The organism is Paraburkholderia sp. BL18I3N2, assembly GCF_003001875.1.
Classification (GTDB): Bacteria; Pseudomonadota; Gammaproteobacteria; order Burkholderiales; family Burkholderiaceae; genus Paraburkholderia; species Paraburkholderia phytofirmans.
On the sequence record NZ_PVNC01000009.1, the window covers coordinates 122,745 to 142,446 of the forward strand.

18 protein-coding genes and 1 other RNA gene are annotated in these 19,702 nt (G+C 61.9%); 14 read left to right on the top strand and 5 right to left on the bottom strand.

Annotated features, from left to right (window positions below; all coding sequences use genetic code 11):
* The first annotated feature begins 7 nt into the window (after window positions 1–7).
* Window positions 8–1,774: a methyltransferase domain-containing protein gene (locus B0G75_RS23505; protein WP_106311085.1), complete on the top strand. Its 1,767-nt coding sequence runs from the start codon at window positions 8–10 to the stop codon at window positions 1,772–1,774.
* Window positions 1,775–1,853: 79 nt separating this feature from the next.
* On the opposite strand, the gene B0G75_RS23510 is transcribed toward B0G75_RS23505, so the two are convergent.
* Entirely contained in the window at window positions 1,854–2,699 is an 846-nt protein-coding gene (locus tag B0G75_RS23510; RefSeq protein ID WP_106311088.1) for a MurR/RpiR family transcriptional regulator, read from the bottom strand.
* Between the two features lie 299 nt (window positions 2,700–2,998).
* Here B0G75_RS23510 and edd point away from each other — a divergent pair, with 299 nt between their 5' ends.
* From edd to B0G75_RS23530, 4 genes are all read left to right on the top strand, one after another.
* The gene (gene edd, locus B0G75_RS23515; RefSeq protein WP_106311091.1) at window positions 2,999–4,903 is read left to right on the top strand and encodes a phosphogluconate dehydratase; all 1,905 of its coding nucleotides are present in this window, start codon (window positions 2,999–3,001) and stop codon (window positions 4,901–4,903) included.
* A gap of 25 nt (window positions 4,904–4,928) precedes the next feature.
* Window positions 4,929–5,570 (top strand): bifunctional 4-hydroxy-2-oxoglutarate aldolase/2-dehydro-3-deoxy-phosphogluconate aldolase, encoded by a 642-nt coding sequence (gene eda, locus B0G75_RS23520; protein WP_106284003.1) that lies wholly within the window; start codon window positions 4,929–4,931, stop codon window positions 5,568–5,570.
* Window positions 5,571–5,829: 259 nt separating this feature from the next.
* Window positions 5,830–7,227, top strand: a complete 1,398-nt coding sequence (locus B0G75_RS23525; protein ID WP_106311094.1) for a GntP family permease — start codon at window positions 5,830–5,832, stop codon at window positions 7,225–7,227.
* 10 nt (window positions 7,228–7,237) lie between these two features.
* Window positions 7,238–7,735, top strand: coding sequence for a gluconokinase (locus tag B0G75_RS23530; RefSeq protein WP_106311097.1), 498 nt, complete (start codon window positions 7,238–7,240; stop codon window positions 7,733–7,735).
* Between the two features lie 90 nt (window positions 7,736–7,825).
* On the opposite strand, the gene purB is transcribed toward B0G75_RS23530, so the two are convergent.
* Together purB and B0G75_RS23540 are read right to left on the bottom strand one after the other, a co-directional pair.
* Window positions 7,826–9,214: an adenylosuccinate lyase gene (purB, locus tag B0G75_RS23535; protein ID WP_106311100.1), complete on the bottom strand. Its 1,389-nt coding sequence runs from the start codon at window positions 9,212–9,214 to the stop codon at window positions 7,826–7,828.
* A 128-nt stretch (window positions 9,215–9,342) separates the two neighbouring features.
* Entirely contained in the window at window positions 9,343–9,606 is a 264-nt protein-coding gene (locus B0G75_RS23540) for a hypothetical protein (RefSeq protein ID WP_258194653.1), read from the bottom strand.
* 42 nt (window positions 9,607–9,648) lie between these two features.
* Between B0G75_RS23540 and B0G75_RS23545 the strand changes: the two genes are divergently transcribed.
* The 6 genes from B0G75_RS23545 to B0G75_RS23570 all read left to right on the top strand — a co-directional run bounded on the left by B0G75_RS23545 (window position 9,649) and on the right by B0G75_RS23570 (window position 15,459).
* Window positions 9,649–10,605 (top strand): LysR family transcriptional regulator, encoded by a 957-nt coding sequence (locus tag B0G75_RS23545; protein WP_106311103.1) that lies wholly within the window; start codon window positions 9,649–9,651, stop codon window positions 10,603–10,605.
* Between the two features lie 139 nt (window positions 10,606–10,744).
* On the top strand, window positions 10,745–12,058 hold the full coding sequence (locus B0G75_RS23550) for a Glu/Leu/Phe/Val dehydrogenase (RefSeq protein WP_106311106.1): 1,314 nt from the start codon (window positions 10,745–10,747) through the stop codon (window positions 12,056–12,058).
* 285 nt (window positions 12,059–12,343) lie between these two features.
* On the top strand, window positions 12,344–13,237 hold the full coding sequence (locus B0G75_RS23555) for a glutamate/aspartate ABC transporter substrate-binding protein (protein ID WP_106284010.1): 894 nt from the start codon (window positions 12,344–12,346) through the stop codon (window positions 13,235–13,237).
* Window positions 13,238–13,319: 82 nt separating this feature from the next.
* Window positions 13,320–14,060 carry an amino acid ABC transporter permease gene (locus B0G75_RS23560; protein WP_106311109.1) on the top strand — a complete coding sequence of 247 codons (741 nt, stop codon included), beginning with the start codon at window positions 13,320–13,322 and terminating at the stop codon, window positions 14,058–14,060.
* Entirely contained in the window at window positions 14,060–14,737 is a 678-nt protein-coding gene (gene gltK, locus B0G75_RS23565; protein WP_106284012.1) for a glutamate/aspartate ABC transporter permease GltK, read from the top strand. Before B0G75_RS23560 ends, gltK begins: the two co-directional genes overlap by 1 nt.
* On the top strand, window positions 14,734–15,459 hold the full coding sequence (locus B0G75_RS23570; protein ID WP_012434314.1) for an amino acid ABC transporter ATP-binding protein: 726 nt from the start codon (window positions 14,734–14,736) through the stop codon (window positions 15,457–15,459). The genes gltK and B0G75_RS23570 overlap by 4 nt, the downstream gene beginning before the upstream one ends.
* Window positions 15,460–15,578: 119 nt before the next feature.
* Here B0G75_RS23570 and B0G75_RS23575 read toward each other — a convergent pair whose 3' ends face one another.
* The gene (locus B0G75_RS23575) at window positions 15,579–16,511 is read right to left on the bottom strand and encodes a class II glutamine amidotransferase (protein WP_106311112.1); all 933 of its coding nucleotides are present in this window, start codon (window positions 16,509–16,511) and stop codon (window positions 15,579–15,581) included.
* 166 nt (window positions 16,512–16,677) lie between these two features.
* Here B0G75_RS23575 and pyrC point away from each other — a divergent pair, with 166 nt between their 5' ends.
* From pyrC to rnpB, 3 genes are all read left to right on the top strand, one after another.
* Complete coding sequence (gene pyrC / locus B0G75_RS23580; RefSeq protein WP_106311115.1) at window positions 16,678–17,739, top strand: dihydroorotase; 1,062 nt, start codon at window positions 16,678–16,680, stop codon at window positions 17,737–17,739.
* A gap of 12 nt (window positions 17,740–17,751) precedes the next feature.
* Window positions 17,752–18,579, top strand: coding sequence for a DUF3025 domain-containing protein (locus tag B0G75_RS23585; protein WP_106311119.1), 828 nt, complete (start codon window positions 17,752–17,754; stop codon window positions 18,577–18,579).
* Window positions 18,580–18,666: 87 nt separating this feature from the next.
* Window positions 18,667–19,080, top strand: an RNA gene (gene rnpB / locus B0G75_RS23590) — RNase P RNA component class A.
* A 108-nt stretch (window positions 19,081–19,188) separates the two neighbouring features.
* Here the strand turns inward: rnpB and B0G75_RS23595 are convergent.
* Window positions 19,189–19,611, bottom strand: coding sequence for an OsmC family protein (locus tag B0G75_RS23595; RefSeq protein WP_064268831.1), 423 nt, complete (start codon window positions 19,609–19,611; stop codon window positions 19,189–19,191).
* Between the last annotated feature and the right edge of the window lie 91 nt (window positions 19,612–19,702).

Genomic DNA, 19,702 nt, shown 5'->3' on the forward strand with positions numbered 1-19,702 from the left:
GGCGAACATGAACGAAACCAGCAAATCGGCGCTGCGCCGTTCGCACGATCCGGCCTTCATGCAGCACTACTTTGTGGGAGAAGGCCTCGACATCGGCGCTGGTGAGGATCCGCTGGCAGCGCACACGCATCTCTTTCCCCGGGCTCGCCGCATCCAGTCGTGGGGCGAGCAGCAAGGCGACGTGGTGCAGATGAAGGGCGCGGACGACGGGTCGTTCGACTTCGTGCATGCCAGTCACGTCCTCGCCGAAGTCACCAATCCGGGCAAAGCGCTGGCAAGGTGGCTGGATCTGTTGAAGCCCGGTGGCTACGCGGTTTTGACTCTTCCCGACGAGGACCTGTACGGAAAGGGGGCGTGGCCAAACCGCTTTAACAAGCGGCACAAGGCGAGCTTCACGATCTGCAAGCCCGAAAAGCAGTCGACGCAATCGTTCAATATCGTGGATCTGGTCAAGACTCTGTCGCACGTCGCATCTTGCGAACGTGTGAGTCTCGTGCGCGATCACTACGATGAAGCGCGCAACGACGCGGATCAGACCGCACGCGGTCTCGCGGAATGCGCGATCGAAGTCGTGTTGCGCAAGCGTGCCGTACCGACGGCGCAGAACATGCTCGACGACATCGTGAAGGCGCGCAGCGCCGAGGCGAGTATCGACGCTGGCCAACGCGCGGTGAAGACTTATCCATACCGATTCATGGTCTACCACCGGTCAATGATGGAGTGGCTGCGCTGGGACCGGGAGGATGAGGTCGATCGTATTTTGGACCAATGCGTCGTGCGTCTGCCCAATGAGCATCTGCCGCGTTTGTATCGCGCGTTGCATGCAATTTCGCGCGGAAAGCTACACGACGGCTTCCGGTTGCGCGAAGCGGCAATGGCGCCGTTCGGCTGGCAACGCCGCACGACGGCGCAACCGCCTGCCACGTTTTCCGAGTGGAAGGGCGAATCGCTCGAGGACAAGTCGATCGTGATCTGGAGTGAGTTCGGGCTTGGCGACGAGATCTTCTTCTTTCGTTTCGCTCGCATACTGCGCGAGCGCTGCGGCGCAGCGCGCGTGACGGTGATGTGCCAGACGCCGCTCGTGTCGCTTTTCGAAGTCTCCCGCGAAGCCGACGCCGTCATCAACGTGAAACATGCCGCACAATTGCCGGCGCACGATTACTGGGTGTTCCCGCATGCCATTCCTGCGCATCTGCCGTTGGAACTGGATGCCCTGCCTGTATCGGTGCCCTTTCTGCGCGCGCCGTCCGACAAGGCGCCTGCTTTACTGCGGACCCGGTCGCATGCGTTGAAAGTCGGCGTGGTATTCAAAGGCGCACCGACGCATGAAAACGACCACGCGCGCTCGCTGCCGTCACTGTCCGTGCTCGACGAACTGTTTCAACTCGAAGGCGTCGAGTTTTTCAGCCTGCAAAAAGGCGCCGGTGCCGACGAGGCCGCGCAGTACGCGCAACGGCTGTCGAACTTTCATGATCTGGGCGCGGACATCCGCAGCATGGATGAGACTGCCAGCGCCATCGCGGCACTGGATCTCGTGCTGACAGTGGATACGTCGGTTGCGCATGTCGCGGGCGCGATGGGCAAGCCAACGTGGCTGATGTTGCCTTCGTACGGCGATTGGCGCTGGCACTACACGCGGGAAGACAGCCCTTGGTATCCAACGATGCGCCTCTTTCGCCGGCACTTCGGCGGCGACTGGCCGGAAGTCGTCGCGCGCATTCGCGGGCATCTGCTGACGTTGATCGCATCGAACGTGAACAGCGGAGGATCGTAAGGCTTTACTGCACGTGCGATCGTTTGACTGCTTGACCCCAAAGGCCTGCCATCGCGCAGGCCTTTTTACCCGCACCACATCAACCTTCGCCGTCGATCCTCAACCGGCCGATCACCCCTTTCGCCTGCCCAACCCGCTCCACCAACTCAGGTCCGCGCTTGAGCGCGACGCCCACCGCCAGAATATCGCCGATCGCCAGATGCGACATGCGCGATGTCATCGGCGAAAACACGTCGTTTTCCTCGACCACGTTCGAGAACAGACAGATCGACGCGACACGCGCAAGCGGTGAACTGCCGTGCGTGATCGCGATCACTTTCGCCCCGCGAGCGAGCGCCGAACGCGCCGCTTCGATGATGTCGCGGGTTCGGCCGGTATTCGATACCGTGACCAGGACATCGCCAGGCCCGAGCAGCGCCGCCGACATCGAGTAAGTATGCGGATCGGAGTATGCGACGCTCGGCATGCCGAGCCGAAAAAACTTGTGCTGGATATCCTGCGCGGCGATGCCCGATCCGCCCGCTCCATAGAATTCGATGCGCGCCGCGTTCGCGAGCAGCTCAACGGCCGCTTCCACGCTATCCGGCGAGAGGCTGTTGCGCACCTCGATCAACGTGCCGATGGTTCGGTCGAACACTTTGGCGATCAGTCCGGGCGCGCCTTCATCCGGCCGCACATCCCGATACACGGTCGGGACGCCCGACGCAATCCCCTGCGCCAGCCGGATCTTGAACTCGCGAAACCCCGAAAACCCGAGCGCATGACAGAACCGCGCGATGGTCGGTTGGCTCACGCCCGCGCGGGCGGCCACTTCCGTCATCGACAGATCGAGCACCTCGCGCGGCGCCTCGATCACGTAGTCGGCGAGTTTGCGCTCGGAGGGCCGCAACTGCTCGCGCATCTCTTCCACCTGAGACAGCATCATTGGAAAACTCGCACTATGCTGAAGAATGCGTGGACTATATACCGATTGCCGTAAAGGTACAAAAACTACATTTTAGCCCGTAGGTGTAATCCCTAGGTTTTGGCTGAAGCCCGCGAAGTCAAAGCCCAGTGGGCGTTTCGGGTGATTTGATTATGCGGCAGTGCAGCAGCAATGAACATTGCGACCGTGTAGTTTTTCTACTAAGATGGCGTCGTCAACTGATTCGACATCCCCGCGATACCTACCTGGCACAGTGCGCGCATGCCCGCACGTCTTCAGCCAGCGACGAAGGAGCTCCGATGGTTTCCCCGCATTCGCAATTGTTGAAGGTCACGCAACGTGTGGTCGAGCGCAGCAAGCCGACGCGTGAGGCGTATCTCGCCCGCATCCACCAGGCGCAGGGCAAGTTTCCGGCACGCGGCGCGCTCTCCTGCGCCAATCTCGCTCACGGTTTCGCCGGCCTCGAAGGCAACGACAAGCTCGTCATCAAGCAGATTCGCGAGCCGAACATCGGCATCGTGTCCTCGTACAACGAAATGCTGTCGGCGCATGCGCCGTACAAAAACTACCCGGACATCATCAAGCAGGCCGCGCGTGAAAACGGCGGCGTCGCGCAATTCGCGGGCGGTGTGCCGGCCATGTGCGACGGCGTCACGCAAGGCAATGCCGGCATGGAACTGTCGCTGTTCTCGCGCGAAGTGATCGCCATGAGCACGGCGGTCGCGCTCACGCACAACATGTTCGACGCGGCGCTGTGTCTCGGCATCTGCGACAAGATCGTGCCGGGCCTGTTGATCGGCGCGCTGCAGTTCGGCCATATCCCGACCATCTTCGTGCCGGCCGGCCCAATGGGCAGCGGCCTGTCCAACGACGACAAAGCCAAGACGCGTCAGCTCTTCGCGACCGGTCAGTGCGACCGCGGCGCGCTGCTCGAAGCGGAAGCCGCCGCGTATCACAGCCACGGCACCTGTACGTTCTACGGCACCGCGAACAGCAACCAGATGCTGATGGAAGTGATGGGCCTGCATCTACCGAGTTCGGCTTTTGTGCATCCGCATACGCCGCTGCGCGACGCGCTGACCGCGCAAGCCGCGCGCCGTGTGCTGGATCTGACCGTGGAACGCGGCAACTATATGCCGATCGGCCATGTGATCGACGAAAAAGCGATCGTCAACGGCATCGTCGCCTTGCTGGCGACGGGTGGCTCGACCAACCACACGCTGCATCTGGTCGCGATTGCACGCGCGGCGGGCATCGTGATCGATTGGGACGACTTCGACACGCTGTCGCAAGCCGTGCCGCTGCTCGCGAAGATTTATCCGAACGGCAAGGCCGACGTGAACCACTTCCATGCGGCCGGCGGCGTCGCGTTCCTGGTGCGCAACCTGCTGGAAGGCGGCTTGCTACACGAAGACGTCAACACCGTCGCGGGCAAGGGCCTGAAGCACTACACCGAAGAGCCGAAGCTGATCGACGGCAAGCTGCAATGGGTGCCGGGCGCGCAAGCCAGCGAAGACACGGCGGTGCTGCGCGGCATCAAGGAACCGTTCCAGCCGGACGGCGGTTTGCGTCTCATGAAGGGCAAGCTCGGCCGCGGCGTGATCAAGATTTCCGCGGTCGCGGCGCAGCATCGCCAAGTGAAGGCGCCGGCGATCGTGTTCGATTCGCAGGAAGCCGTGCAGGAAGCATTCGACAAGGGCGAGCTGAAGCGCGACTTCATCGCCGTGGTGCGCTTCCAGGGTGCGCGCGCAAACGGCATGCCTGAGCTGCATCGTTTGACGCCGCTGCTCGGTGTGTTGCAGGATCAAGGTTTCCATGTTGCACTGGTCACGGACGGCCGCATGTCCGGCGCGTCGGGCAAGGTGCCGGCGGTGATTCATCTGTCGCCGGAAGCGTTGCTGCAAGGGCCGATCGGCAAGGTGCGCACCGGCGACATGCTGGTGATCGACGCCGAAGCCGGCGTGCTCGATATCGAGATCGACGCAGCCGAATGGGCAGCCCGGCCTAACGCCGTGCCGCAGCATCAGGCGGAAAACGAAGTCGGCTTCGGCCGCGAACTGTTCGGTGTATTCCGTGCGGCGGCGGCGCCGGCGGAGCAGGGTGCGTCGGTATTCGGCGCGATGGTGGGCGAGCGTTCGGTGCATCACGGCGAAGCAGCCAAAACTCACACCGCAAAACACACAAGCACCACTCACGCCAGCTAAGTGCTGCAGAACAAGGAGTCTGACTATGACGTCGAAAACAGTAAGCGATATCGTGCGCCTCGGCCCGGTGATTCCGGTGCTCGCGTTCGACTCGGTCGAACAGGGTGAGCACGTGTCGCGCGCGCTGCACGCGGGCGGCGTGAAGGTGCTGGAAATCACTTTGCGCACCGCAGCAGGCCTCGAAGCGATCGAACGCGCGAGCCAGTTGGCCGAAGATATCGTGGTCGGTGTCGGCACCATTACGAAGCCCGAACATTGCGCTCAGGCCAAGAAGGCGGGCGCGCAGTTCGGCGTCTCCCCTGGTCTGACGAGAGACATGCACAAGGCCGCGCAGGATGCGGGCTTGCCGCTGCTGCCGGGCGTGATGACGCCGTCGGACATCATTGCGGCGCTGGAACTCGGCTACGAGATCGTGAAGTTTTTCCCGGCGCAGCAAGCCGGTGGCGTACCGATGCTGCAAGCGTTCCACGGCCCGTTCCCGAACCTGAAGTTCTGCCCGACCGGCGGCATCACGGCGGAAACGGCGACGCATTTCCTGTCGCTGCCGAACGTGGTGTGCGTGGGCGGCTCGTGGCTCACGCCGAAAGCCGCGCTCGCCGCGCAAAACTGGGACGAGGTCACGCGTCTGGCGCGTGCCGCGAGCCAGTTGGCGGCACCGGCTCACTAAGTTCAAGCCGCGCGCTCGTTAACCCGTTATCCAAGGTCCGACACAAAGGAGCCTCGTCGATACAGCTGCTCAGGCTGTCTTGGCGAGGCTCTTTTGCGATATGCGCGCAGAATTGGCGCACGTTTGCAGATAACAAACAGTAAAATTCAGCGTCCGCGCGGTCAGCCCGGTTTCAAGGTGCCGCACAGGCCGCCATGAGACAAGGTGCTGGCTGTGTTCCGCACGCACTCAAATCAATAACGCAAAAAGGAGGGGCTTCATGGAAGCTGTCCACGGCAGCACGCTGCTGGTCTTCGCGGTGATCGCCATCGCATTGCTGATCCTGCTGATCACACGCTACAAGGTCTATCCGTTCCTCGTTCTGATCATCGTGTCGCTGCTGCTGGGTCTTGCATCCGGCATGCCGATGGCAACCATCGTCAAATCGTTCGAAACCGGTAACGGCAATACGCTCGGGCACATTGCCATTGTGGTCGGTCTCGGCACGATGCTCGGCAAGATGATGGCCGAATCGGGCGGCGCCGAGCGTATCGCCACCACGTTGATCGACTTCTTCGGCGAGAAGAACATCCACTGGGCGATGATGATCGTGGCGATTATCGTCGGCTTGCCGGTGTTCTTCGAAGTCGGTTTCGTGCTGCTGATTCCGATCGCGTTCAACGTCGCGAAGCGCACCAACAAGTCGTTGCTGCTGGTCGGCTTGCCGATGGTCGCGGGCCTGTCCGTTGTGCACGGCCTGCTTCCGCCGCATCCGGCCGCGATGCTCGCGGTGCAGGCATATCACGCGGATATCGGCAGGACCATCGCTTATGGGCTGATCGTCGGTGTGCCGACCGCGGTCGTTGCGGGTCCGCTGTTTGCGTTGTTGATCAGCCGCTACATCAAGCTGCCGAAAGAGAACCCGCTCGCCGCGCAATTCCTCGGTCACGGCGACGAAACCAAAAACGGCACGCAAAACGCAGCGCAGAACGCAGCACCTAAGCGCGAACTGCCGAGCTTCGGCATTACGCTGCTCACGATTCTGCTGCCAGTGATTCTGATGCTGGTCGGAAGCTGGGCCGATCTCTTCACCACGCCGAAAACCTTGCCGAACGATCTGCTGCACTTCGCCGGCAATTCGGACGTCGCGCTGCTGATCGCGGTGCTGGTGAGCTTCTGGACATTCGGTGCGAGCCGCGGTTTCACTCGCGAGCAGATTCAGAAATTCTGCGGCGACTGTCTTGCGCCGATCGCGGGCATCACGCTGATCGTCGGCGCAGGCGGCGGGTTTGGGCGCGTGCTGATGGATAGCGGCATTTCGAAGGAAATCGTCAATGTGGCAACGGCCATGCATCTGTCGCCGCTGTTGTTCGGCTGGCTGGTGGCCGCATTGATTCGTCTGGCCACGGGTTCGGCGACGGTCGCCATGACCACGGCGTGCGGTATCGTCGCGCCGATCGCCTCGGCTAGCGGCGTGCATGTCGAGCCGGAGTTGCTGGTGCTCGCCACCGGTTCGGGCTCGCTGATCTTCTCGCACGTGAACGACGGCGGTTTCTGGCTGATCAAGGAATACTTCGGTATGACAGTGGGGCAGACCTTCAAGACATGGTCGCTCCTCGAAACCATCATTTCATTGATGGGCTTGGGTTTGACCTTCGCACTCGCGGCGGTCGTGTAAGGAGTTTTTGATGATTCTGATCGCAATGGGCGTGTCGGGCGCCGGCAAGACGAGAATTGGCGAAATGCTGGCGGAACGCCTGCATTGCGCGTTCACCGATGGCGACGCGTTTCACAGCGCCGCCAACAAAGAGAAAATGCACCACGGCATTCCGCTTACCGACGAAGACCGGTGGCCGTGGCTGCAAACCATCCGCGCGGCGATCGTCGAGAAGCAGAAGGCGGGCGAAACGGCGGTGTTCACGTGCTCTTCGCTGAAGCGCTCGTACCGCGACGTTTTGCGCGACGGCGACAAGGACGTGTGCTTCGTGTATCTGAAGGGTTCGCGTGAAGTGCTGGAGCAGCGGCTGACCACGCGCACCGGCCATTTCTTCGATCCGTCGCTGCTGCAAAGCCAGCTCGATACACTCGAAGAGCCGGGACCGGACGAAGCGATCACGGTGAGCATCGAGTTGTCGCCGGAAGAGATCGTCGTCGAAGTGCTGAAGCAGGTCGAAGCGCGTCAGTGAGTTTGTTTCGCTGCTGCAAATAAAAAACCGCTCCACGGAGCGGTTTTTTTACGCCTCGACTTTGACGAGGCAATCAGCGAACGAGACCGCTTAAGCGATCCGCTTAGCCAATTCGACAGCCTTGCCGATATAGGAACCCGGCGTCATCGCGAGCAAGCGGTCTTTCGCATCCTGCGGGATAGCGAGGCCGTTGACGAACGTTTGCAGCGCTTCACGCGTGATGCCCTTGCCGCGCGTCAGTTCCTTCAACTGCTCGTACGGATTCTCGATGCCGTAACGGCGCATCACCGTTTGCACCGGCTCGGCCAGCACTTCCCAGCAATTGTCGAGGTCTTCGTTCAGACGCTGTGCGTTCACTTCGAGCTTGTCCAGGCCGCGGATCAGCGAGTCGTACGCGAGCAGGGAGTAACCGAACGCGACGCCGATATTGCGCAGCACCGTCGAATCGGTCAGGTCGCGCTGCCAGCGCGAGACCGGCAGCTTGTCGGCAAGATGGCGCAGCGTGGCGTTCGCGAGACCGAGGTTGCCTTCGGAGTTTTCGAAGTCGATCGGGTTGACCTTGTGCGGCATGGTCGACGAACCGATTTCGCCGGCCTTGGTGCGCTGCTTGAAGTAACCGACCGAGATGTAGCCCCACACGTCGCGATCCAGATCCAGCAGGATCGTGTTGGCGCGCGAGACCGCGTCGAACAGTTCGGCCATGTAGTCGTGCGGCTCGATCTGGATCGTGTACGGATTGAACGTGAGCTTCAGGCGCTGCTCGACCACTTCGCGCGAGAACGCTTCCCAGTCGAACTCCGGATAGGCCGACAGATGCGCGTTGAAGTTGCCGACCGCGCCGTTCATCTTGCCGAGCAGTTCGACCTTGGCGATACGGTCGATCGCGCGTTCCAGGCGGGCCGCGACGTTGGCGAGTTCCTTGCCGAGCGTGGTCGGGCTGGCCGGCTGGCCGTGCGTGCGCGACAGCATCGGCTGTTCGGCGTGCGCGTGGGCGAGAGTGACGAGGCGTTGATGCACCGAGCGCAGCGCCGGCAGAATCACGTGTTCGCGGGCGCCCGCCAGCATCAGGCCGTGCGAGGTGTTGTTGATGTCTTCCGACGTGCAGGCGAAGTGGATGAACTCGCTCGCGCGCTCCAGTTCCGCCTGACCCTTCACCGATTCTTTCAGCCAGTACTCGACCGCTTTCACGTCGTGATTCGTCACGCGCTCGATTTCCTTGATGCGCGCGGCGTCGTGCGCGGTGAAACGCTCGGCCAGCTGCAGCAGGAATTGCTCGGACGCTTCGGAAAAGCGCGGCACTTCGGCGAAGCCGGCGCGCGAGAGCGCGATCAGCCAATGGATTTCGACGGTCACGCGATTGCGCATGAAAGCGGCTTCCGAGAGCCAGTCGCGCAGGGCTTCGGTCTTCGAGGCGTAGCGGCCGTCGAGCGGGGAGAGCGCGTTCAGCGCGAACAGGGTGTCGGGGCGGGTGTCGGACATGATGGGGGCGTGGCGCAAGGATGAAAACGCGGAGGAAACTGCGGGAACCGCGAATTTTACCACCGGACGCTGATTGGCCTGATTTCGACGCGGCGCCACGCGGCGCCGGCATAACGCCCGTGCAGCGGCTAGGCCGGATAACCTTCGTAGTCGGGAAACAGGGTGGGCAGCCTGAACGACGGCATCGAGTACCGCGAAAAGCAGCGCGAGGGGGACGCAAGATGGACCGGATGCAGGCAACTCGCCTGCGGATCGTCCACCGCGATCACGTCGCGCCCTGCTTCGACTACGCGCCGGATGAAGCTCTCGTCGTCGCACAGGTCGATGTCGTCGAAGGCCGAGATTGCGGCGTTCTGGCGCACTGCGGCGACAGCCCGCTTTGCGACACCCACTAGAATGCTGACTTCCTCTCTCCCGTCGGCAGCAGGCCCCGCATGGAACTGAAATGGCTCGAAGACTTCGTTTCGCTCGCGGAAACGCGCAGTTTCAGCCGCTCGGCTGAATTGCGCCACGTCACGCAGCCGGCGTTCTCCCGGCGGATTCAGGCGCTCGAAGCATGGCTCGGCACGGAGCTGATCGACCGCTCGGTCTATCCGACGCGGCTCACGGCGGCCGGCCAGGTGTTCAACGAGCAGGCGCTTGCGATGCTCTCGCAATTCCACGAAGCGCGCGCGCTGCTGCGCGGCCACACGGCGACGCCGCAGGCGACCATCGAGTTCGCCGTGCCGCACACGCTGTCGCTGACCTATTTCCCGCGCTGGCTGCAGCGGATCGAAGCCCATCTGGGTCCGATCCACACGCGTCTGCGAGCCCTGAACGTGCACGACGCGGCGTTATCGCTGGTGGAAGGCGGCTGCGATCTGATGATGGGCTATCACCATCCCAGCCATCCGGTCGCGCTCGATCCGGGCCGCTACGACATGCTGACGCTCGGCAACGAACCGATCAGTCCGTTCTCGGCGCCGGGCCGCGCCGGCCGGCCGCGTCACACGTTGCCGGGCACGGGCGAGGCGCCCACGCCTTATCTGTCCTACACGCCGAACGCGTACCTGGGCCGCATGACCGAAGTGATCCTGGCCAACGCACCGGAGCGCCTGTACCTCGACCGCCTCTACGAAACCGACATGGCCGAGGGCCTCAAGGCGATGGCGCTGGCCGGGCACGGCATCGCCTTCCTGCCGCACAGCGCGGTGGAAGACGCGGTCGCCGACGGCAAGCTGATCCGCCTCGACCGTGCGACACGCGGTACGCCGGAAGGGCAGCTGACGCTGACCATGGAGATTCGTCTCTATCGAGACAAGCTCGCCGCGAAGAGCGACGACGCGCGGCAGATTCTCGCGCGTCAATTGTGGGAAGTGGTGTCGGAGGAGCTGGCGCAAGGCACGGCCTGAAAATCCTGCCTCCCGACGACACCAATTTGCGGCTTCTTAATGGTTATGCAAAAAAAACATAATCGGATAAGGAAACGGCATTGGATTTCAAAACGGCGTTTTTCGACAATGCTGTCATTCGTTCAACGCCGGAGCGTTCATGTCATCCCAGCAACAAGCAGCCCAATCCGCATCAACGTTGCAGTCGGTTCCTTCCTACCTGAATAAAGACGATCTCGGCCCGTGGGGCAACTACCTGCGTCAGGTCGATCGCGTCGCGCCTTACCTCGGCTCCCTGTCCCGCTGGCTCGAAACCCTGAAGCGCCCGAAGCGCATTCTGATCGTCGACGTGCCTATCGAACTCGATAACGGCACGGTCGCTCACTTCGAAGGCTATCGCGTGCAGCACAACGTGTCGCGCGGTCCGGGCAAGGGCGGTGTGCGTTACCACCAGGACGTGACGTTGTCGGAAGTGATGGCCCTGTCGGCGTGGATGTCGGTGAAGAACGCTGCCGTGAACGTGCCGTACGGCGGCGCGAAGGGTGGCATCCGTGTCGATCCGCGCACCTTGTCGCGTGGCGAGCTGGAGCGCGTAACGCGCCGCTACACCAGCGAAATCGGCATCATCATCGGACCGAATACCGACATTCCCGCGCCGGACGTGAACACGAACGAGCAGATCATGGCGTGGATGATGGACACGTACTCCATGAACCAGGGCCAAACGGCCACCGGCGTCGTGACGGGCAAGCCGATCACGCTGGGCGGTTCGCTCGGCCGCCGCGAGGCGACGGGCCGTGGCGTGTTCGTGACGGCTTCGGAAGCCGCACGCCGTATCGGCGTCGACATCGAAGGCGCGCGCATTGCGGTTCAAGGTTTCGGTAACGTCGGCGGCATCGCGGCGCGTCTGTTCCAGGAAGCCGGTTCGAAGCTGGTCGCGGTGCAGGATCACACCGGCTCGCTGTACAAGTCGACCGGTATCGACGCCGTCGCACTGCTCGACCACGTGGCCAGGACGGGCGGCGTGGGTGGTTTCCCCGGAGCCGACGCAGTCACGAACGAAGAGTTCTGGACCGTCGAATCGGACATCCTGATCCCGGCGGCGCTGGAAAACCAGATCACCGAAAAGAACGCCAGCAAGATCAAGACGAAGATCGTCGTGGAAGGCGCCAACGGCCCGACCACCACGGCTGCGGACGACATCCTGCACGATCGCGGCATCCTCGTGATTCCGGACGTGGTGGCCAACGCCGGCGGTGTGACCGTGTCGTACTTCGAATGGGTGCAGGATTTCTCGAGCTTCTTCTGGACGGAAGACGAGATCAACCAGCGCCTCGAGCGTGTGATGCGTGAAGCGTTTGCCGCGGTGTGGCAAGTATCGAGCGAGCAGAAGGTGTCCGTGCGGACGGCGGCGTTTATCGTCGCGTGTAAGCGGATTCTGGAAGCGCGCGAACTGCGCGGCCTGTATCCCTGATCTTTCCGCTTCTTTCGGCTTCTTTTCCGCTCCAAACGGCGGTTCCGCTATCCTGCGGATTCGCCGCCAATCCTTGCTTCAACGCGGTCCACAAGACGGCGTGTTCGACCCGGCGGGCGGCATCGTATCGATGCCGCCCGCCTTTGCATATGCGGAAAGGTTGACCGACCGCCCGGAAGCGCCGCGAACCTGTAGCGGCGCACACGCAACAACATGGTTTATAGCCATACTTTCAGAATAATTACTTTGCTAAACTGGCGCCGGTTCTTGCCAAGGAGATCACACATGAAGGTTAAAAAAGCTGCGCTGCTGCTCGCGACTCTCGGACTGTTTACGGTTGGCGCGCATGCGCAAGACGCTGGTACGCTGAAAAAGATCAAGGACACGGGTGTCATTTCGCTGGGTCATCGCGAATCGTCGATCCCGTTTTCGTATTACGACGACAAGCAGAACGTCATCGGCTACTCGCAGGAATTCGCTCTGAAGGTCGTAGAGGCAGTGAAGCAGAAGCTGAACATGCCGAACCTGAAGGTGAAGCTCACGCCGGTCACGTCGCAAAACCGTATTCCGCTGGTGCAGAACGGCACCGTCGACATGGAATGCGGCTCGACCACGAACAATGCTGAACGTCAGCAACAGGCTGCCTTCTCGAACACGATCTTCGTGATCGGCACGCGCCTGATGACCAAGAAAGACTCCGGCATCAAGGACTGGGCGGACCTGAAGGGCAAGACGGTCGTCACGACCGCCGGCACCACGTCCGAGCGCCTGCTTCGCAAGATGAACCAGGACAAGAGCATGGGCATGAACATCATCAGCGCGAAGGACCACGGCGAGTCGTTCCTGACGCTCTCCACCGGCCGCGCCGCTGCCTTCATGATGGACGACGCGCTGCTCGCGGGCGAACGCGCGAAGTCGAACAATCCGGGCGATTTCGTGATCGTCGGCACGCCGCAATCGCATGAAGCGTACGGCTGCATGATTCGCAAGAATGATCCGGAATTCAAGAAGGTGGTGGACGACGCGATCGCCAAGGTCGAAACCTCGGGCGAAGCCGACGCGATCTACAAGAAGTGGTTCGAATCGCCGATTCCGCCGAAGGGCCTAAACCTGAACTTCCCGGAAAGCGACGATATCAAGGCGCTCTACAAGAGCCCGAATGACAAGGCAATCGATTAAACCTTAGCTGTTTTTTTGAAACGCTGAACGAAACGGAAGGGGCCACGCGCTTCTTCCGTTTCTTTTTGCTGGAGTCTTGGTCATGTCATATCACTGGAACTGGGGCATTCTGCTGAGTCCCGTCTCCACCGGCGAGCCGACCACTTATCTGGGCTGGCTGCTGTCGGGCTTCTGGGTGACGATTACCGTGTCGTTGTCGGCGTGGGTGATCGCGCTGATCGTCGGTTCGTTGTTCGGTGTGCTGCGCACGGTGCCGAATAAATGGGCGTCGGGCATCGGCACGCTGTACGTCGCGATTTTCCGTAACATCCCGCTGATCGTGCAGTTCTTCATCTGGTATCTGGTGATACCGGAGTTGCTGCCCGCCTCGATGGGCAACTGGTTCAAGCAACTGCCGCCCAGCGCGCAGTTTTTCTCGTCGTCGATCATCTGTCTCGGGCTTTTCACGGCTGCGCGCGTGTGCGAGCAGGTGCGCTCGGGTATCAACGCGCTGCCGAAAGGTCAGCGCGCCGCGGGCCTGGCCATGGGTTTCACGCAATGGCAGACGTACCGCTATGTGCTGCTGCCGGTCGCCTACCGGATCATCGTGCCGCCGCTCACATCCGAGTTTCTGAATATCTTCAAGAACTCGGCGGTCGCGTCGACGATCGGCCTGCTCGATCTGTCCGCTCAGGCGCGTCAGCTGGTCGACTACACGTCGCAGACGTATGAGTCGTTCATCGCGGTCACGATCGCGTACATGCTGATCAATCTGGTCGTGATGCAACTCATGCGCTGGGTCGAAGCCAAGACCCGGTTGCCCGGCTATATCGGAGGCAAGTAATGCACCATTTCGACTGGAGCGGTATTCCGGGCGCATTGCCTACGCTGTGGACCGGCGCCATCGTCACGCTCAAGATCACGCTGATCGCGATCGTGTTCGGCATCGTCTGGGGCACCATTCTCGCCATGTTGCGGCTGTCGTCGTTCAAACCCTTCGAGTGGTTCGCGAAGGGCTACGTGACGATCTTCCGCTCGATCCCGCTGGTGATGGTGCTGCTGTGGTTCTTCCTGATCGTGCCGCAGGTGCTGCAAAACGTGCTCGGTTTGTCGCCGGATATCGACATTCGCCTCGCGTCGGCCATGGTCGCGTTCTCGCTGTTCGAGGCGGCTTACTATTCGGAGATCATCCGCGCCGGCATTCAGTCGGTGGCGCGCGGGCAGGTCAACGCGTCGTTCGCGCTCGGCATGACGTACGCGCAGTCCATGCGTCTGATCGTGCTGCCGCAGGCGTTCCGCGCCATGGTCCCGCTGCTGCTCACGCAAGGTATCGTGCTGTTTCAGGATACGTCGCTCGTCTACGTGATCAGCCTCGCCGACTTCTTCCGCACGGCCACGAATATTGGCGACCGTGACGGTACGAATGTCGAAATGGTACTGTTCGCGGGCGCATGTTATTTCGTGATCTGTGTGGTCGCGTCGAGCCTCGTCAAAGGTCTTCAGAAAAAGGTCGCAAGATGATCTCTATCAAGAATGTTTCGAAGTGGTACGGCCAGTTTCAAGTGCTGACCGACTGCACGACGGAAGTCAAAAAGGGTGAAGTGGTGGTGGTGTGCGGGCCGTCGGGCTCGGGCAAGTCCACGCTGATCAAAACCGTCAACGGCCTCGAGCCGTTCCAGAAGGGCGAGATCGTCATTAACGGGCAGTCGCTCACCGACAAGAAAACCAATCTGTCGAAGCTGCGTGCGAAGGTTGGCATGGTGTTCCAGCACTTCGAGCTGTTCCCGCATCTGTCGATCGTGCAGAACCTCACGCTCGCGCAGGTGAAGGTGCTCGGCCGCTCGAACGACGAAGCCACGGCGAAGGGGTTGAAACTGCTCGATCGCGTCGGCCTGCGTGCGCACGCGGACAAGTTTCCGGGCCAATTGTCGGGTGGTCAGCAACAGCGCGTGGCGATTGCGCGCGCGTTGTCGATGGATCCGATCGCCATGCTGTTCGACGAGCCGACCTCGGCGCTCGATCCGGAAATGATCAACGAAGTGCTCGACGTGATGGTCGAACTCGCGCAGGAAGGCATGACCATGATGTGCGTGACGCACGAAATGGGCTTCGCGAAGAAGGTCGCGCACCGCGTGATCTTCATGGACAAGGGCTTGATCGTGGAAGACGACCGCAAGGAAGACTTCTTCGCCAATCCGAAGTCGGATCGCGCGAAGGACTTTCTGGCGAAGATCCTGCACTGAGTTTGTTATGGCGTCGCCTCGCGTCGTTCATGCGGCGCGGCGCGGGCAGAAAAAAGCCGCTTCGGAAGAAGCGGCTTTTTCGTTTGCGACGGCTCTCTTTTGAGCGGATGTTCAAGCGCTCAGGATTCGAACGCGGCGTCGTCGGCCGCTTCGAGGTCGAGTTCGGCTTCCGGCTCCGCTAACGCTTCGGCCGAAGCGGCGATCGTGGTTGCTGAGGCCGACGCATCCAAAGCCGGATTGCGCAGCTTTTCCAGCACCGAATCCGGCACCGGCACGTTGACGCGCCCGATCACTTCGCCGTGCTGGAACATCATCAGATCGCCCGGTTCGAAGGCGGTCCACACTTCGTTGTCGGTCAGCGGCTTGGTGGCGATTACCGCGACGCGGTCTTCGGGCGTCGTGTATTTGGCGAAATCGATCGACACGTCCGCGTCGACGAGATGCGCGGTGGAAAACGGCCAGCGCCGCACGATGTAATGCAGATGCGTGGAGCAATGCGCGAACAGCGCCTGGCCATTCGACATCAGGAAATTGAACACGCCGAACTTCGTGATTTCACGCGTGAGGGTTTCAAGCGCGGCAAACAGTTCGTCGAGCGGCGGCTGCTGTGCACCGGGAAACGCCTTGCGCAGGCCTTCGAGCAACGCGCAAAAAGCGAGTTCGCTGTCAGTCGTACCGACCGGCTGATACACGCCCGATAGCACGGGCGAATAATCCTTGAGGTCGCCGTTGTGCGCGAAAATCCAGTGGCGTCCCCACAGTTCGCGCATGAACGGGTGGCAGTTTTCCAGCAGGATGTGCCCTTGCGTCGCCTTGCGAATATGCGCGATGGTGTTCTTCGATTTGATCGGGTAGCGCTTGACCATTTCGGCGATCGGCGAGGTCGCCGACGATTGATGGTCGATGAACAGGCGGCAGGCTTTGTCTTCGAAGAAGGCGATGCCCCAGCCGTCGGCGTGGTGATCGGTGACGCCGCCGCGCGCCGCAAAGCCGGTGAACGAGAACGTGACGTCCGTTGGCGCGGCGCAGTTCATTCCGAGAAGTTGGCACATGTTGCGGGTAAGCCTGTGAACGGGGCGAGCCGTTACAATGATGATTTTCCAAGCATATCACCGAGGCAGAAACGCCAAATAGCAAAATTGACGTGTGTTTATGCCGCAACGTTGCGGTTTGACCGCATAGATTGGCTTTTGTCGTCGAATCTCGTCCCCCGCCGCCATGACCGCTTCCAACGCTTCCCTCGACTCCATCACACTCGCCCGCCCGGACGACTGGCACCTGCACGTCCGCGACGGCGAAATGCTGGCCGCCGTGTTGCCGGACACCGCGCGCCAGTTCGGCCGCGCGATCATCATGCCGAACCTGAAGCCGCCGGTCACGACCACCGCGATGGCGCAGGCGTATCGCGAGCGGATCGTCGCCGCGATTCCCGCAGGCGCGAAGTTCGAACCGTTGATGACGCTGTACCTGACCGACAACACGCCGCCCGACGAGATCCGCCGCGCGCGCGAAAGCGGCTTCGTGCATGGCGTAAAGCTGTATCCGGCGGGCGCGACGACCAATTCGGACGCGGGCGTCACCGACATCATGAAGTGCGCCAAAACGCTCGAAGTGATGCAGGAAGTCGGTATGCCGCTGCTCGTGCACGGCGAAGTGACCGATTCGTCGATCGATCTGTTCGACCGCGAGAAGGTGTTCATCGACCGGGTCATGACGCCGCTGCGCCGCGAGTTTCCGGCGCTGAAAGTGGTGTTCGAGCACATCACCACGAAAGACGCGGTCGACTATATCCGTGAAGCCGGCGCGGCGCCTGAGCTGCTGGGTGCGACGGTCACGGCGCATCACCTGCTCTACAACCGCAACGCGATCTTCCAGGGCGGTATTCGTCCGCATTACTACTGTCTGCCGGTGTTGAAGCGGGAGACGCATCGCGTGGCGCTGGTCGAAGCGGCGACGTCGGGCAATCCGCGTTTCTTCCTCGGCACGGATAGCGCGCCGCATCCGAAGGGTCTGAAGGAGCATGCATGCGGCTGCGCGGGTTGCTACACGGCGCTGCACGCTTTGGAGCTATACACGGAAGCGTTCGACAACGCCAACGCGCTCGATAAGCTCGAAGGCTTCGCGAGCTTTTTCGGCGCGGACTTCTACGGTCTGCCGCGCAGTGAAGAGAAGGTCACGCTGCGTCGTGAGGAATGGACGCTGCCGGCGGAATTGCCGGTCGGCGATACGCCGATCGTGCCGCTGCGCGGCGGCGAGTCGATTGGCTGGCGGTTGGTTTAAGGCATCAGCGAGATGCAGGCGCATGAGGCGGAGCCGACAGGCTTCGCTGCAATCGACTGGACCAGGCCGTGGCTCGCGCCGTTTGCCGAACGCGGCAAGCGGTGGCAGCAAGCGGCCCTGACGAGCTACGCGGCATTGCTCGCCGAAATGAACGCCGACGCCGGTGAGATGCGGCAGATCACCGGGCGCGGCCAGCGCCTCGCGTTTATCGCCCAGGACGATTTGCCAGCAGGCGCGGCTTACGAAGCACATATCGCGTCGACCGGCTGCGTACCGACGCGCCACAATCTGCACGACTTTTTCAATGCGTCGATGTGGTTTGCCTTTCCGCGCATCAAAGCAGCGCTGAACGCGCGGCAGTCGGCGGCCATCGAGGTGTTGGGCGTCGGTCCGACGCGAGGCGGCGTGCGCGATACGCTGACCCTGTTCGACGAGAACGCATTGCTGTTCGCTTGCGCTGATCCTGCTTTGAGCGCGGCATTGCGCGGATTCGACTGGCACACGCTGCTCGTGGCCCGGCGCGACGCATGGCGGAGCAGTTGCGAAGTGCGCTGTTTCGGCCATGCGCTGATGGAAAAGCTGATCGCGCCGTTCAAGGCTTGCACGGGGCATGCGTGGATAGTCGATGTGCCGGCCGTGTATTTCGAATGGGGCGCAGCGAAGCGAGACGCCTGGCTGGATGAGGCCGTCGCGGCGGCGCTGCTGACCACCGATGCGCTCACAAGCCGCATGTTCGCGCCATTGCCCGTGCTGGGCGTTCCGCGATGGTGGCCGGAGAACGATTCGCCTGCGTTTTACGACGACACCTCCGTGTTCCGCCCGGGGCGGCGCGCGCGTTGAGGTTTGTCGCAGGACTCCTTGGCCATTCGGCTATTTAAACCGCTGAACCGGCCTGCCGCTTCCTCAGGTGTTAAAATCCGCCCCAGCAAAGCAGGCCAGGCAGTCGCGGCCTTAGCGGCTTCGGCCAAAGAGGGCGAGGAAAGTCCGGACTCCACAGGGCAGGGTGATGGCTAACGGCCATCCGTGGCAACACGCGGAACAGGGCAACAGAAAGCAAACCGCCGATGGCCCGGCGCAAGCCGGGATCAGGTAAGGGTGAAACGGTGCGGTAAGAGCGCACCGCGGCTGCTGCAAGGCAGACCGGCACGGTAACCTCCACCCGGAGCAATTCCAAGTAGGCAGGCTAGCATCTTCGAGATGCAGGACGGGGCCCCCGTCACGTCTGCGGGTAGGAAGCTTGAGCGCGTCAGCAATGGCGCGCCTAGAGGAATGGCTGCCACGCGCGTCGCGTCTTCGGACGTTGCGCGTGCACAGAATCCGGCTTATCGGCTTGCTTTGCCACCTGACAAAAAAATGCCGGCGTCCATCTGGACGCCGGCATTTTTGTTTGTGCGGGTGTTCGGCGGCGAGCGCTCAGGCCCGCGCCGCGCAGCCGCCGCCAGGCAGCGTTCAGCCCGCGACGATGTCGAACGAGTGCGTCAGCTCGGCGGTCTTGGCGATCATGATCGAGGCCGAGCAGTATTTGTCGTGCGACAGATTGATCGCGCGTTCCACGGTGGCCGGGTTCAGATTCTTGCCCGTCACGGTGAAGTGAAAGTGGATCTTGGTGAACACTTTCGGGTCTTCGCTGGCGCGCTCGGCCTTCAGCGTCACCGAGCAATCGCTGATTTCCTGACGGCTTTTCTTCAGGATCATCACGACGTCGTAGGCGGTGCAGCCGCCCGTGCCGAGTAGAACCATTTCCATCGGACGCGGCGCGAGGTTGCGGCCGCCGCCTTCAGGCGCGCCGTCCATTGCCACCAGGTGGCCGCTGCCCGTCTCGGCTGCGAAAGCCATCCCGTCCTGCCCCATCCAGCTTACTTTGCATTCCATGCTGTGCTCCACCGCGCTTTTGCCTTATCGAGAGGGCATTGTAGCCCGGTGTTTGCGTGTCTGCCCGAGGCGACTTTTGCCTCAAGTTATG

Bases quoted from the DNA above. Each gene is read 5' to 3' on its own strand.
- B0G75_RS23505 (WP_106311085.1), top strand. From the start codon at position 8: ATGAACGAAACCAGCAAATCGGCGCTGCGCCGTTCGCACGATCCGGCC.
- B0G75_RS23510 (WP_106311088.1), bottom strand. From the start codon at position 2,699: ATGATGCTGTCTCAGGTGGAAGAGATGCGCGAGCAGTTGCGGCCCTCC.
- edd (WP_106311091.1), top strand. From the start codon at position 2,999: ATGGTTTCCCCGCATTCGCAATTGTTGAAGGTCACGCAACGTGTGGTC.
- eda (WP_106284003.1), top strand. From the start codon at position 4,929: ATGACGTCGAAAACAGTAAGCGATATCGTGCGCCTCGGCCCGGTGATT.
- B0G75_RS23525 (WP_106311094.1), top strand. From the start codon at position 5,830: ATGGAAGCTGTCCACGGCAGCACGCTGCTGGTCTTCGCGGTGATCGCC.
- B0G75_RS23530 (WP_106311097.1), top strand. From the start codon at position 7,238: ATGATTCTGATCGCAATGGGCGTGTCGGGCGCCGGCAAGACGAGAATT.
- purB (WP_106311100.1), bottom strand. From the start codon at position 9,214: ATGTCCGACACCCGCCCCGACACCCTGTTCGCGCTGAACGCGCTCTCC.
- B0G75_RS23545 (WP_106311103.1), top strand. From the start codon at position 9,649: ATGGAACTGAAATGGCTCGAAGACTTCGTTTCGCTCGCGGAAACGCGC.
- B0G75_RS23550 (WP_106311106.1), top strand. From the start codon at position 10,745: ATGTCATCCCAGCAACAAGCAGCCCAATCCGCATCAACGTTGCAGTCG.
- B0G75_RS23555 (WP_106284010.1), top strand. From the start codon at position 12,344: ATGAAGGTTAAAAAAGCTGCGCTGCTGCTCGCGACTCTCGGACTGTTT.
- B0G75_RS23560 (WP_106311109.1), top strand. From the start codon at position 13,320: ATGTCATATCACTGGAACTGGGGCATTCTGCTGAGTCCCGTCTCCACC.
- gltK (WP_106284012.1), top strand. From the start codon at position 14,060: ATGCACCATTTCGACTGGAGCGGTATTCCGGGCGCATTGCCTACGCTG.
- B0G75_RS23570 (WP_012434314.1), top strand. From the start codon at position 14,734: ATGATCTCTATCAAGAATGTTTCGAAGTGGTACGGCCAGTTTCAAGTG.
- B0G75_RS23575 (WP_106311112.1), bottom strand. From the start codon at position 16,511: ATGTGCCAACTTCTCGGAATGAACTGCGCCGCGCCAACGGACGTCACG.
- pyrC (WP_106311115.1), top strand. From the start codon at position 16,678: ATGACCGCTTCCAACGCTTCCCTCGACTCCATCACACTCGCCCGCCCG.
- B0G75_RS23585 (WP_106311119.1), top strand. From the start codon at position 17,752: ATGCAGGCGCATGAGGCGGAGCCGACAGGCTTCGCTGCAATCGACTGG.
- B0G75_RS23595 (WP_064268831.1), bottom strand. From the start codon at position 19,611: ATGGAATGCAAAGTAAGCTGGATGGGGCAGGACGGGATGGCTTTCGCA.